We start from the raw sequence: 13,117 nt of genomic DNA, 5'->3' as shown, positions 1-13,117 counted from the left end.
CGCTACTATCGGCATAAACCCGTTAACACTCTAGCCTCTGTGCCTGTGTCGCAAGATATGGCGCTTTGGCCGTGACAGCCCAGCTAGTCACCAGGGCGCGGAAAGAAATGACCGCGTCTCCCGAATTTGGAAAGGTGTATATGGCCTCACAGCTTACCGACGCATTTGCGCGTAAGTTTTATTACTTGCGCCTGTCGATTACCGACGTGTGTAACTTCCGTTGCACCTACTGTCTTCCGGACGGCTACAGGCCCGGTCCGGTGACCAACAAAGGCTTTCTTAGCGTAGATGAAGTTCGTCGCGTCACGCGCGCTTTTTCCGCCCTCGGCACCGAAAAGGTGCGCCTCACCGGCGGTGAACCCTCGCTGCGTCGCGACTTCGTCGATATTATTGCCGCCGTGCGTGAAAACCGCGCTATTCGGCAGATAGCGGTCACCACCAACGGCTATCGCCTGGCGCGGGACGTCGAACGCTGGCGCGACGCCGGGCTAACGGCAATCAACGTCAGCGTGGACAGCCTCGACGCCCGCCAGTTTCACGCCATCACCGGGCAGGATAAATTTCAGCAGGTGATGGACGGCATCGATGCCGCCTTCGCCGCCGGCTTTGAGAAGGTGAAGGTCAACACCGTGCTGATGCGCGATGTAAACCACCATCAGCTCGACACCTTCCTCGCGTGGATCCAACCGCGCCGCATCCAGCTGCGCTTTATCGAGCTAATGGAGACCGGAGAGGGCAGCGATCTGTTCCGCCGGCATCATATTTCCGGCCTGGTGCTGCGCGACGAGCTGCTCAGACGCGGCTGGATCCACCAGATTAGACAGCGCAGCGACGGCCCGGCGCAGGTCTTCTGCCATCCGGACTATGCCGGCGAGATCGGCCTGATCATGCCCTATGAAAAAGATTTCTGCGCCACCTGCAACCGTCTGCGCGTCTCCTCCGTGGGCAAGCTGCATTTATGCCTGTTCGGCGACGGCGGCGTAGATTTGCGCGATCTGCTGGCCGAGGACTGCCAGCAGGCGGTGCTGGAAGCGCGCATCTCCGAAGCGTTAACCCATAAAAAACAAACCCATTTCCTGCATCAGGGCAACACCGGTATTACGCAAAACCTGTCGTATATTGGCGGATAATTGATTCTAAAGGAGCGAACAGATGAGTCAGGCCAGCGCTGAGTTTATCCCGACCCGTATTGCTATTCTCACCGTTTCCAGCCGCCGCGGCGAAGAGGATGATACCTCCGGCCACTGGCTGCGCGACGCGGTGCAGGAGGCGGGGCACGCGGTTGTGGATAAGGCGATTGTGAAAGAGAACCGCTACGCCATTCGCGCCAGGGTATCGGCGTGGATCGCCAGCGATGACGTTCAGGTAGTGCTCATTACCGGCGGCACCGGCTTTACCGAGGGCGATCAGGCCCCGGAGGCGCTGCTGCCTCTGTTTGACCGGGAAGTTGCGGGCTTTGGCGAGGTTTTCCGCATGCTCTCCTTTGAGGAGATCGGCACCTCGACGCTGCAGTCCCGCGCCGTTGCCGGCGTGGCCAACGGCACGCTCATTTTTGCGATGCCCGGCTCGACCAAAGCGTGCCGCACCGCGTGGGAAAACATCATTGCGCCCCAGCTTGATGCCCGCACTCGCCCGTGTAACTTTATCTCCCATTTGAAGAAATAATTTATGTCGCAATTGACCCATATTAACGCCGCCGGCGAAGCGCACATGGTCGATGTCTCGGAGAAGGCCGAAACGATTCGCGAGGCGCGGGCTGAAGTTTTTGTCGAGATGCAGGCGACCACGCTGGCGATGATTATCGACTGCAGCCACCATAAGGGTGACGTTTTCGCCACCGCGCGCATTGCCGGGATCCAGGCGGCGAAGCGCACCTGGGAGCTGATCCCGCTGTGCCATCCGCTGATGCTCAGCAAGGTGGAGGTTAACCTGCAGGCGCAGCCTGAACATAGCCGGGTGCGGATCGAATCCCTGTGCCGGCTGACCGGGAAAACCGGGGTTGAGATGGAGGCGCTGACCGCGGCCTCCGTGGCGGCGCTGACGATTTACGATATGTGCAAAGCCGTGCAGAAAGATATGGTGATTGGCCCGCTGCGCCTGCTGGCGAAGAGCGGCGGCAAATCCGGCGACTTTAAGGCGGACGAGGCTCATGATTAAGGTTCTGTTTTTTGCCCTGGTGCGCGAGCTGGTGGGCACCGATGCGTTAACCCTCGAGGCGAGCGAAGCCTCAACGGTGGAGGCCGTTCGCCGTCTGCTCATCGCCCGCGGCGACCGCTGGGCGCTGGCGCTGGAAGAGGGCAAGCTGCTGGCGGCGGTGAACCAGACGCTGACCTCCTTTGACCATCCGCTCGCCGCCGGCGACGAAGTGGCGTTTTTCCCGCCGGTTACCGGAGGCTAAGATGACGCAAACCCGCATTATCGTTAGCCCGGCGCGTTTTCGCGTGGGCGACGAATATCCGTGGCTTGCCGAGCGCGATGAGGACGGCGCCGTCGTCACCTTCACCGGCAAAGTGCGTAACCACAACCTTGGCGCTAGCGTGAAGGCGCTGACCCTCGAACACTACCCGGGCATGACCGAAAAGTCGCTGGCGGAGATTGTCGACCTGGCGCGGGAGCGCTGGCCGCTGGGGCGGGTCACGGTGATCCACCGCATCGGTGAAATGTGGCCGGGCGAAGAGATTGTGTTTGTCGGGGTCACCAGCGCCCACCGCAGCAGCGCCTTTGCCGCCGGCGAATTCATCATGGATTATCTGAAAACCCGCGCGCCGTTCTGGAAGCGTGAAGCCACGCCGGAAGGCGAACGCTGGGTTGACGCGCGCGACAGCGATCGCCAGGCGGCAGAGCGCTGGTAGTGTGATACGCTTAAGAGGTTAATTTCGTTAATCAGGAGATAGTCATGGACAGATTCCCCCGTTCCGATTCCATCGTTCAGGCGCGCAGCGGCCTGCAAACCTATATGGCCCAGGTGTACGGCTGGATGACGGTCGGTCTGCTGCTAACGGCGTTTATCGCCTGGTTCGCCGCCAACACGCCGGCGGTGATGATGTTTGTTTTTTCCAGCAAAATTACCTTCTTCGGGCTGATAATTGCCCAGCTGGCGCTGGTATTCGTGCTCTCCGGCATGGTTCAGCGTCTGAGCGCGGGCATGGCGACGACGCTATTTATGCTCTATTCGGCGCTGACCGGGCTCACGCTATCCAGCATCTTCATCGTCTACACCTACTCGTCGATTGCCAGCACCTTTGTGGTCAGCGGCGGGATGTTTGGCGCGATGAGCCTCTACGGCTACACCACCAAACGCGATCTCAGCGGCTTTGGCAACATGCTGTTTATGGCGCTGATTGGTATCGTTCTGGCATCGCTGGTGAACTTCTGGCTGAAGAGCGAGGCGCTGATGTGGGCGGTGACCTATATCGGGGTGCTTGTGTTCGTGGGCCTCACCGCCTATGACACCCAGAAGCTGAAAAATATCGGCGAGCAGATCGACACCCGCGATACCTCGACGCTGCGCAAATACTCGATCCTCGGCGCGCTGACGCTGTATCTGGACTTTATCAACCTGTTCCTGATGCTGCTGCGTATTTTCGGCAACCGCCGTTAAGATCTAAAAACCCCGGCAGGCCTTACGCCGCCGGGGTTTTCTTGTTATCTCTTCTTTTCTTCGCTCTTCTTATCCGCCCGCCAGCCTGCGCTGATTTTTCTCGCGCAGCTTTTTGGCCTGACTTTCCAGAATCAGATAGCCCATCGTGGCGATAGCCAGCGGCAGGAAGTAATAGAGCAGGCGATACGCGAGCAGGGCTGCAATCACCGCTCCCCGGGAGATCGGTTCCGCTGAGAGCATCGCGATAAACACCGCCTCCAGCACGCCAATACCGGCGGGGATATGCACGACCACTCCGACGATGCTGCTCACCAGCAGCGCGCCGAGCACCAGGAAGTAGCTGACCTCCTGGCCCAGCAGCAGCCAGATAATAACCCCCATCACCAGCCAGTTGGCGCCGGAAAGCGCGGCCTGCAGCAGCGCGAACCGCCACGAGGGAAGCACCAGCCGCTGCCCCTTTATCGTCAGATGGCGGCGCCTGGCGAACGCGCAGGCCCACAGGTAGAGGGCCGAAACGAGCAGCATTACGATGCCGACGATGCGCAGCGACTCCTCGCTGATATACCAGCGCGCGGGAAGCCGCACCAGACCGGCGCTGAAAACCACTCCGCCGAGCACCACGTAACCCAGCCAGTTGGTGGTAATGCTCAGCGAAAAGATGCGGGTAATGGTTCCGCCGCGCAGGCCGAGGCGGGAGTAAAGGCGATAGCGCATCCCAATCCCGCCGATCCAGGTGCTGAGGGTCAGGTTGAAGGCGTAGCAGATAAACGACACCAGCATCACCTGGCGCTTAGCCAGCCTGTGCCCGCAGTAGGCGCGCCCGAGCAGGTCGTAGCAGCCGTAAATCAGATAGCTGACGATAACCAGGCCAAACGCGCCGAGCAGCGCCGTGCGGTTGTAGCCGCGAATCACTTTCCACACTTCCGGCCAGTCTATTTTTTGCGCATAGACCACCAGCAGCCCGGCCACGGCGATAAAAAAGAGTCCGCTGAGGATGCGTTTGGCCAGCCGCCAGCGAGGGTGAGATTTGGCCATCAGGATTTTACCTCCGGGCTCTGCGTCGACGTCCGGTCCTGGGTTTCTATCTCCGGCTGCGCCGGCGGTTTGACCTGCGCCATCTTCGGCGTATGGGCGGGCAGCCAGCCTACCCACGCCGGGAAGTGGCGCAGGAAGTGGAAGGCCAGCACGCTGCGGCCCAGATTCCACCAGCTGCGCCTGGGCAGCATGGAGCGGTCTACCTGCCTGCAATCCTGCTGGATCAGCGTATTAAGATTATCGCGCAGAGTCTGGTTGAAATCGCGGTCGTGAACGATCAGGTTGGCCTCGAGGTTTAATGACAGGCTGAGCGGGTCGAGGTTGCTGGAGCCGACGGTGGCCCAGTGGTCGTCCGCGAGGGCGACTTTGCCGTGCAGCGGGCGGCGGTGATACTCAAAAATCTGCACGCCGCCCTTCACCAGATAGTTGTAGAGCAGGCGAGCGCCAACCTTGACGATGGGAATATCGGGTTCGCCCTGCACGATAAGCTTCACCCGCACGCCGCGCCGGGCGGCGCTGCGCATGCCGTGCAGCAGCCGGTAGCCGGGGAAGAAATAGGCGTTGGCGATAATGACCTCCCGGCGCGCGTTGGCCAGCATTTTCAGGTAATGACGCTCAATATCGTCCCGATGATCGAAATTATCCCGCCAGACGAACAGCGCCTGCGCTTCGCCGGGATGCTGGTTAACCTCCGGCTGATGGCGACGCCGCCGCCAGCGACGGCCTCCGCTTTCGCTGGCGGGCAGGTTTTGCTGGACAAATTGCGCAATATCCAGCACCACCGGCCCCTCCACCTGCACGGCATAGTCCTGCTTGGCCTCCGGGCCGTAGCTGGTCATATGCTCCGCGGAGTAGTTAATCCCGCCGACAAACGCGGTGGTTTCATCGACGACGACAATTTTACGGTGCATGCGGCGAAACAGATTGGTGCGCATCCCCAGCAGGCGCGGGCGCGGATCGTAGTAGCGAAATATCACCCCCGCTGAGATGAGTTCGTTAACGAAGCCATCGCTGAGGTCAGGGGAGCCGTAGCCGTCGAGCAGCACCTCCACCTCGACGCCGCGGCGCGCGGCTTTCAGCAGCACCGCGTGGAGTTGCCAGCCCACGTCATCCTCGAACCAGATGAAGGTTTCAAGGGTTACCTTGCGCCGGGCGCGGTCGACGGCGCGAAACAGCGCCGGATAGTAGCTATCGCCGTTCTCCAGAAGCTGGATCCGGTTGCCATTTTGCCAGCTGCATTTCACAGATGAAGCTCCACGCTGAGCGGGGCGTGATCGGAAAGATGACGCCATTGCTGAAGATCCAGCGCCCGCGGCTGACCGGCGTGGACGTTTTTGACATAGATGCGGTCAAGGCGCAGCAGCGGAAAGCGCGCCGGGAAGGTGCGTGCCGGGCGACCGTGGGCGCGGGTGAAGATCTCCTCCAGCCCGGCCAGCGCCTTGAGCGGACGGTTGGCCTGCTGGCGCCAGTCGTTAAAATCACCCGCCACCACCACCGGCTCTCCCTCCGGCAGGCGGTTAACCCGCTCCGCCAAAATCGCCAGCTGGGCTCGCCGCTGTCCCGCGCTGAGGCCTAAATGGGCGCAGATCAGATGCAGATTGATGCCGCTTTCCGGCGCCACGATCCGACAGTAGAGCAGGCCGCGCTTTTCGCTCTCGCCGACGGAAATATCGAGATTCTCATAATATGCAATGGGGAAGCGGGAGAGCACGGCGTTGCCGTGGTGCCCCTGCGGGTAGACCGCGTTGCGTCCATAGGCGTAATCGCTCCACATTGCATCGGCCAGATACTCATAATGAGTGGTGTCCGGCCAGTCTTCGATATGCAACGGGTGAATCTCATGCGCGCCCATCACCTCCTGGAGGCAAACAATGTCGGCGCCGATGCTGCGTACCGCGTCACGGAGTTCGGGCAGAATGAAGCGTCGGTTAAACGTCGTAAAGCCTTTATGGGTGTTAATTGTCAGCACGTTTACTGAGAATAAAGGATTTTTCTCGGCCATGTTTCTCCGGTTAACATCTCTTTCCTGAATGAAATAGTGTAGTAGTTGTCACAAAAAGATGCGGTGATACGGAATTTTCCGTAAAGTGCGGTACTCTGAGTTACAGATAAAGATCCTTCAGGAGAGAAGCCATGAAGTGGCAACAACGTGTACGCGTCGCAACTGGCCTCAGTTGCTGGCAGATTATGTTGCATCTACTGGTCGTGGCAGTACTGGTGATGGGTTGGATGAGCGGCGCGCTGGTTCGCGTCGGATTAGGGCTGTGCGTGCTGTACGGCGTGACGCTACTGTCGATGCTGTTTTTACAGCGTCACCACGAAGAGCGCTGGCGCGATGTCGGTGATTTCCTTGAGGAGCTCACCACCACCTGGTACTTTGGCGTGGCGGTTATCGTACTGTGGCTGCTGTCGCGGGTGCTGCACAATAACCTGCTGCTGGCGCTTGCCGGGCTGGTTATTCTGGCCGGTCCGGCGGTGGTATCGCTGCTGGCGAAAGATAAAAACCGCTACTCTAAGTTTGGGTTGCATCAGGGCGGCAGCGCCGCGAACCCCCCGAAGCATAGATAGCTATGTGACCGGGGGCAAAGAAAGGGCAGGCTAACGCCGAGGCAGCCTGAGCAATGGCGGGGATCAGGCGATTTTTCTGCGGAACATCGCATACGCCGCTGACCCCGTGGTGGCCGCTATGACCAGTAGCGGCCACAAACTTCCCCACACGATTTCCAGACTCGCGTCCTTCAAATAAATCTGCTTGGTAATATCGGTAAAATGACGAATGGGGTTTATCCACGTCACGTCCTGCAGCCATTGCGGCATGTTTTCTACCGGTGAAACGTAGCCGGAGAGCAGGATTGCCGGCATCATAAAGACAAATACGCCAATAAACGCCTGCTGCTGAGTCGAGCACAGCGACGAAATCAGCAGGCCAAATCCCACCAGCGAAAGCCCGTAAATCAGCATCGTAAAGTAGAACAGCAGCAGCGAGCCGGCGAAGGGGATCTGATAGGCCCAGATCCCGACTCCCAGCACGATGCTGGCCTGCAGGGTGGCAACGATCAGCGCCGGTATCGCTTTGCCGACGAAAATTTGCCAGGTCGCCAGCGGCGAAACCAGCAGCTGATCGAGGGTCCCCTGTTCGCGCTCGCGGGCAACCGATAGCGAAGTGACGATCATCACGCCGATAGTGGTGATCATGGCGATCAGCGACGGCACCACGAACCACTTATAGTCGAGGTTGGGGTTATACCAGTTGCGTACGACCAGCTCGCTGTTGTTGGGCTTCGCTTTCCCCTCCAGCAGCTCCTGCTGATACTCTTTGACGATTTGCTGCAGGTAGTTGGCGGCGATTTGCGCGCTGTTTGAGTTGCGGCCGTCCAGCAGCAGCTGGAGCGGGGCGGTCCGATAGCTATCGAGGTTGCGCGAGAAATCCGCCGGGAAGCGGATCAGCAGCAGCGCCTTCTGTTCATCAATCGTGGGCTGGATCTCCTGCGGGCTTTTGAGGATCAGGATATGGGTGAACGCCCTGGCGCGGGCAAAACGCTGCGTCAGCTCAACCGCGTGCCTGCCATTATCTTCGTTATAGATAGCGATGGTGGCGTTGGTTACCTCCAGGGTCGCGGCGAAGGGGAACAGCAGCACCTGAATCAGCACCGGCATAATCAAAATCGCCCGCGTCTGCGGCTCGCGCAGCAGCGATTGTAGTTCTTTGCGAATCAACGTCCATAAGCGATGAAACATCTTCAGTTCTCTCTTTACGCTGCCCCCGGATAGCGACCGTAGGGGAGTGGCTAATGCCCTAATCTAAGCGCCGTTTGGTTTTCAGCCACGTCAGGCCGATAAACATCGCCGCCGAGGCGATCAGAAACATCAGATTTACCAGCAGCACCACCGGAATATTGCCCGCCAGAAACAGACTTTGCAGGGTGCTGACAAAATAGCGCGCCGGAATGACGTAGGTCACCGCGCGGATTATCGCCGGCATGCTGTCGATCTGGAAAATAAATCCGGACAGCATAATCGACGGCAGAAAGGCGGCGTTGAGCGCCACCTGGGCGGCGTTAAACTGGTTGCGGGTAATGGTCGAAATCAGCAGCCCCATCCCGAGGGTGCTGAGCAAAAACAGGCTGGTGATGAAAAACAGAATCACCAGCGAGCCGCGGTAGGGCACATTGAGAATAAACACCGCCACCAGCATGCACAGCAGCATCGCCAGCATGCCGAGAAAATAGTAGGGGATCAGCTTACACAGCAGCAGTTCGACGCGGGTAATTTCGGTGGAGAGCAGCGCCTCCATAGTGCCGCGCTCCCACTCGCGGGCGATAACCAGCGAGGTGAGGATCGCCCCAATCACCGTCATAATGATGGTGATCGCGCCGGGAATAATAAAATGCTGGCTGATCGCCGCCGGGTTAAACCAGTAGCGGGTCTGCACGTCAATCAGCGGCTCGAAGGTTTCACCGCGATCCTCCGCCCGCTGCTGCTGCCAGATCTGCCAGATACCTTCGATATAGCCCTGGGCGAAGTTAGCGGTATTGGGCTCGCTGCCGTCGGTAATGAGCTGAATGGGGGCGTCGTCGCCGGGGCGGGCCATCTTCTGGTCAAAATCCACCGGGATGGTCACCAGCGCGCGGATCCGCCCGGCCTGCATAAGCTGAATCAGCTGCTGGCGGTTATCGCTGATGGTGGCGTCGATATAGGGCGAACCGGTCATGGTGTGGACGAAATCCAGCGCCTCTTCGCTCTGCTGCTCCAGCAGCACGCCGACCCGCAGCCGGCTGGAGTCAAGATTGATGCCGTAGCCAAAGATAAACAGCAGCAGCAGCGGGATCACCACCGCAATCAGCCAACTGCTGGGATCGCGCACGATCTGCCGCGTCTCTTTGACGCACAGGGCGCGCACGCGCCGCCATGACAGCATTTTAGCGCTCACTGCTATTCTCCTTATCCCAGTCGTGAATCAGGGTGATAAACGCCTGCTCCATGGTGGGGTCCGGCTGCTCATCGTTAGCCGCCAGCGCCTTTAGCGCATCCGGCGTGCCGCTGGCGATAAGCTTGCCGCGATAGACCAGGCCGATCCGGTCGCAGTATTCGGCCTCGTCCATAAAGTGGGTGGTAACCATCACCGTCACCCCTTTATCCACCATGCTATTGATATGCAGCCAGAATTCACGGCGGGTGAGGGGATCGACGCCGGAGGTGGGCTCATCGAGAAACAGGATATCCGGCTCGTGCATCAGCGAGCAGGCCAGGGCCAGCCGCTGCTTGTAGCCCAGCGGCAGTTCGTCGGCGGCGTGGCCGGCGATCTCCTTCAGGCCGAAGGCTTCGCTCATGCGCTCGATTTTTTCGTCCTGTAGCCGGCCGCGCAGGCCGTAAACGCCGGAGAAAAAGCGCAGATTTTGCTCCACGCTCAGGTTGCCGTATAGCGAGAACTTCTGCGCCATATAGCCGAGATGCTGGCGCGCCTTGCCGGAGCTGAGCTTCAGATCCATACCCAGCACCAGCGCTTTACCGGAGGTTGGCACCAGCAGGCCGCACATCATTTTAAAGGTGGTCGATTTGCCCGCGCCGTTAGGGCCGAGGAGGCCGAAAATTTCCCCGCGCTTAACCTTGAAATCAACGTGGTCGGTGGCGGCGAAATCGGCGAATTTTTTGGTTAAGGTTTGCGCTTCGATCACCGTTTCATCATGGGAGCCTTCGACGCTGTGAATAATCGCCCCCAGCGGCGATTCCGCAGTACCGGCGCCGCCCAGCAGGTCAATAAACGCATCCTCAAAGCGCGGCGCGGTTTCGGCGATCTCCAGCGGCGGCAGGCTGGCGTGATTGCGCAGCTCATCAATGCCGGCCTCCTTCCTAAGGATCAGACGCACCGATTTGCCCTGAATCACGCCGTCGCTGATTTGCGGCAGCTTCAGCGCCCGCTGCAGAAGGCGGCGGTTGTTCTCTTCGCGGCTGGAGACCAAAAAGCTGCGGCCGGCCATCGTTTGGGTCAGGGAACGGGGCTCTGCCTGATACAGCAGACTGGCCTTCGTTCATCAGCAGCACCTCGCGGCACTGCTCCGCTTCATCAAGGTACGATGTGCTCCAGAGGATCAGCATTCCGTCTCCCGCAAGCTCGTGGACCATTTGCCACAGCTCGCGGCGCGAAATGGGGTCCACGCCGACGCCCGGTTCGTCGAGCAGCAGCACCTTCGGTTCGCCGACTAACGTACAGGCCAGCCCCAGCTTCTGCTTCATCCCGCCGGAGAGCTTACCGGCCAGCCGCCCGGTGAAGGGGCCGAGGGAGGTAAATTCGAGCAGGCGGTCGAAAATCTTCCGCCGCGCTTCGCCGGTCACGCTGCGCAGATCGGCATACAGCGTCAGATTCTCCATGACCGTCAGGTCTTCATACAGGCCGAACTTTTGCGGCATGTAGCCGAGCACCGCGTGCAGGGCGCTATCGTCGGCAATCGGATCGAAGCCGATTACCCTGGCGCTGCCGCTATCCGCCTTGAGCAGCCCGGCGAGCATGCGCATCAGGGTGGTTTTCCCCGCGCCGTCGGGGCCGACCAGGCCGGTGACGTAGCCGGAGCGCACGGTGCAGGCTGAGCGGGGCGACGGCGGGTCGCGTCATGCCGGCGAAGCTGCGGCTCAGCCCGTCGAGGGTGATAAGCTCCTCACTCATGTCCGTTTCCGCTGCTGAAGGCGACGGTGACCGGCATCCCCTGGCGCAGGGAGTCGTCGGCATCGGTTACCACGATACGCAGGCGGTACACCAGGTCGGTTCGCAGGTCCGGCGTTTCTACGGTCTTCGGCGTAAATTCAGCCGTGGGCGAGACGAAGCCAATCCTGCCGTGCCAGGGCTGATTGGGACGGCTATCGGTATACAGCAGCACTTCGCGTCCGGGCTGCGCGTTGCCGAGGTTCTTTTCATCAATGTAGGCGCGAACCCATACCGGGCGGGTTAACGACAGCGTCATGACGGTCGCCCCGGCGCTGAGCATGCTGCCCGGCTCAACGGCGCGGGTCATCAGCGTGCCGTCGGAAGGCGCGGCCAGCGTGGTATCGTGCAGATCGAGCCTGCGCCTGCGCTAAGGCGGCCTGCGCCTGTTCCAGGCTGGCTTTGGCCTGGGCGATCTCCTGCGGACGATTACCCGCGCGATACTGGCGCAGCTTATCCTGCGCCGATTTCAGCGTAGCCTGGGCCTGGTCACGGGCGGAGCGCGCGTTGTCGAGATCGTTGACGGAAATGGCGCTGTTTTTGCGCAGCCCCAGCTGACGCTGGTAGAAGTTCTGCGCGTATTCATAGGCGGCCTGCGCCTGGTTGACCGCCGCCGCGGCCTGGGCAACCTCTTCCGCCCGGTAGCCGGCCATCATCAGGTCATACTGCGCCTGGGCGGTTGAGACGTTGGCCTGCGCCTGCTGCAGCGCGTTTTCGTAAGGGGCGCGGTCGAGCTGGCCCAGGGTTTGCCCGGCCTTGATAGCATCGCCCTCGTCCACGCTTAGCGAGGCCAGCCGTCCGCCGACGCGAAAGCTCATATTCACGGTACGAATATCGACGTTGCCATACAGGGTCAGCCCCTTCTGCTGGCTGCTTTGATACCACCACCAGCCGCCGCCCATAGCAACGATCAGCAGCAGCACCACCAGGACGACGATGAGCGGTTTTTTCATGATCCCAAACTCCTTTGCGATAACCCTTGCAGAACGAAATCAATATGGCAGGTAATAACCTGATAAATTTGCTCGGTTTTTTCGGTATCAAACTGCGTCCATCCGGTGCGCAGCAAAATGGTTTCTCGCCCGAGGCGAAAGGCGAGGATCTCCCCCAGCAGGGCGTGGGTATGCAGGATCATTCGTGTGTCGTCCGCCTCGAGTCCGGTAAAGGCGGCGATTAAGCGCGTCAGATAGCGGTGCAGCGGAGCGATCACCTGATCATGGATCAACTGGTACGCCGGGGTGGGCGACAGCTGCTCCCGGGAGATAAATTTGCTCAGGTTTACCGTGTCATCCTGGGTCAGCAGCAGGATCATATTGCGGCAGGCGCCGAGGATCAGCGTCCGCATGGCCTCTTTATCCGGGTGCGGCTCGGCAAGCAGCCGCTCCGCCGCTTCGGCGTGGGGGCGAAAGTTGTGGCCGATAAAGTCGGCTATCCACTGGGCGCAGGCGAGATAGAGATCGTCTTTTGAGCCGAAGTAGTAGGGGATTGCGGCGATATTTTGCCCGGCGAGGGCGGCAATGTCGCGGGTGGTGGCATGCAGGCCATATTCGCCAAACTGGGCGATGGCGGCGCTAATCAACTGGCTTTTTGCCTGTTCGCCTTTGCTGGTCGCGGGAGTGGTATTCATCGCACCTGAAAAAAATTAATCAATCGATTGATTAAGAGTATGACCAATTCGCGGAACTGTCCACAATGGTGAAGACTCTTTTGCTGGTCGATCGGCCGGGATTGCTTTCGCAGAAAAACCCCCGCGGGGATATTTTATGCGATACGTCACAAAACCT

13 protein-coding genes, 2 pseudogenes and 1 riboswitch are annotated in these 13,117 nt (G+C 60.0%); of the genes and pseudogenes, 7 read left to right on the top strand and 8 right to left on the bottom strand.

What is annotated here, in order from left to right; genetic code table 11:
* Positions 1-14 precede the first annotated feature (14 nt).
* A riboswitch (molybdenum cofactor riboswitch) is annotated at positions 15-153 on the top strand.
* From moaA to ABOC21_RS16875, 6 genes are all read left to right on the top strand, one after another.
* Positions 141-1,130, top strand: a complete 990-nt coding sequence (gene moaA, locus ABOC21_RS16900; protein ID WP_426815380.1) for a GTP 3',8-cyclase MoaA — start codon at positions 141-143, stop codon at positions 1,128-1,130. It overlaps the preceding riboswitch by 13 nt.
* A gap of 22 nt (positions 1,131-1,152) precedes the next feature.
* Complete coding sequence (gene moaB / locus ABOC21_RS16895; protein WP_426815379.1) at positions 1,153-1,665, top strand: molybdenum cofactor biosynthesis protein B; 513 nt, start codon at positions 1,153-1,155, stop codon at positions 1,663-1,665.
* 3 nt (positions 1,666-1,668) lie between these two features.
* Positions 1,669-2,157 (top strand): cyclic pyranopterin monophosphate synthase MoaC, encoded by a 489-nt coding sequence (gene moaC / locus ABOC21_RS16890; RefSeq protein WP_426815378.1) that lies wholly within the window; start codon positions 1,669-1,671, stop codon positions 2,155-2,157.
* A complete protein-coding gene (gene moaD / locus ABOC21_RS16885; RefSeq protein ID WP_426815377.1) occupies positions 2,150-2,398 on the top strand; it encodes a molybdopterin synthase sulfur carrier subunit in 249 nt (82 codons plus the stop codon). Before moaC ends, moaD begins: the two co-directional genes overlap by 8 nt.
* A gap of 1 nt (position 2,399) precedes the next feature.
* A complete protein-coding gene (moaE, locus tag ABOC21_RS16880; RefSeq protein WP_426815376.1) occupies positions 2,400-2,852 on the top strand; it encodes a molybdopterin synthase catalytic subunit MoaE in 453 nt (150 codons plus the stop codon).
* A gap of 44 nt (positions 2,853-2,896) precedes the next feature.
* Positions 2,897-3,601, top strand: coding sequence for a Bax inhibitor-1/YccA family protein (locus ABOC21_RS16875; RefSeq protein ID WP_426815375.1), 705 nt, complete (start codon positions 2,897-2,899; stop codon positions 3,599-3,601).
* Between the two features lie 69 nt (positions 3,602-3,670).
* Here the strand turns inward: ABOC21_RS16875 and ABOC21_RS16870 are convergent, their stop codons facing one another.
* Genes ABOC21_RS16870 through ABOC21_RS16860 form a run of 3 tightly spaced genes read right to left on the bottom strand, consistent with a single transcriptional unit; the run spans position 3,671 to position 6,638 of the window.
* Positions 3,671-4,636, bottom strand: coding sequence for a lysylphosphatidylglycerol synthase domain-containing protein (locus tag ABOC21_RS16870; RefSeq protein ID WP_426815374.1), 966 nt, complete (start codon positions 4,634-4,636; stop codon positions 3,671-3,673).
* A complete protein-coding gene (gene clsB, locus ABOC21_RS16865; RefSeq protein ID WP_426815373.1) occupies positions 4,636-5,880 on the bottom strand; it encodes a cardiolipin synthase ClsB in 1,245 nt (414 codons plus the stop codon). The genes ABOC21_RS16870 and clsB overlap by 1 nt, the downstream gene beginning before the upstream one ends.
* Entirely contained in the window at positions 5,877-6,638 is a 762-nt protein-coding gene (locus ABOC21_RS16860; protein ID WP_426815372.1) for an endonuclease/exonuclease/phosphatase family protein, read from the bottom strand. Before ABOC21_RS16860 ends, clsB begins: the two co-directional genes overlap by 4 nt.
* 131 nt (positions 6,639-6,769) lie before the next feature.
* On the opposite strand from ABOC21_RS16860, the gene ABOC21_RS16855 reads away from it, so the two are divergent.
* Entirely contained in the window at positions 6,770-7,204 is a 435-nt protein-coding gene (locus ABOC21_RS16855) for a YbhQ family protein (protein ID WP_426815371.1), read from the top strand.
* Positions 7,205-7,267: 63 nt separating this feature from the next.
* Here ABOC21_RS16855 and ABOC21_RS16850 read toward each other — a convergent pair whose 3' ends face one another.
* From ABOC21_RS16850 to cecR, 5 genes and pseudogenes are all read right to left on the bottom strand, one after another.
* The gene (locus tag ABOC21_RS16850) at positions 7,268-8,374 is read right to left on the bottom strand and encodes an ABC transporter permease (protein WP_426815370.1); all 1,107 of its coding nucleotides are present in this window, start codon (positions 8,372-8,374) and stop codon (positions 7,268-7,270) included.
* Between the two features lie 58 nt (positions 8,375-8,432).
* Positions 8,433-9,554, bottom strand: coding sequence for an ABC transporter permease (locus ABOC21_RS16845; protein WP_426815516.1), 1,122 nt, complete (start codon positions 9,552-9,554; stop codon positions 8,433-8,435).
* Position 9,555: 1 nt separating this feature from the next.
* Positions 9,556-11,297 (bottom strand): annotated as a pseudogene (locus ABOC21_RS16840) (ATP-binding cassette domain-containing protein).
* A pseudogene (gene hlyD, locus ABOC21_RS16835) lies at positions 11,290-12,286 on the bottom strand (secretion protein HlyD). Before hlyD ends, ABOC21_RS16840 begins: the two co-directional pseudogenes overlap by 8 nt.
* A complete protein-coding gene (cecR, locus tag ABOC21_RS16830) occupies positions 12,283-12,960 on the bottom strand; it encodes a transcriptional regulator CecR (RefSeq protein ID WP_426815369.1) in 678 nt (225 codons plus the stop codon). The pseudogene hlyD and the gene cecR overlap by 4 nt, the downstream one beginning before the upstream one ends.
* Positions 12,961-13,117 lie beyond the last annotated feature (157 nt).

The sequence above is a fragment of the Klebsiella sp. WOUb02 genome, assembly GCF_050058015.1.
In the GTDB taxonomy this organism is placed as follows: Bacteria; Pseudomonadota; Gammaproteobacteria; order Enterobacterales; family Enterobacteriaceae; genus Klebsiella.
Note: the sequence above shows the minus strand (reverse complement) of the source record. Positions and strands in the feature narration are given on the sequence as shown.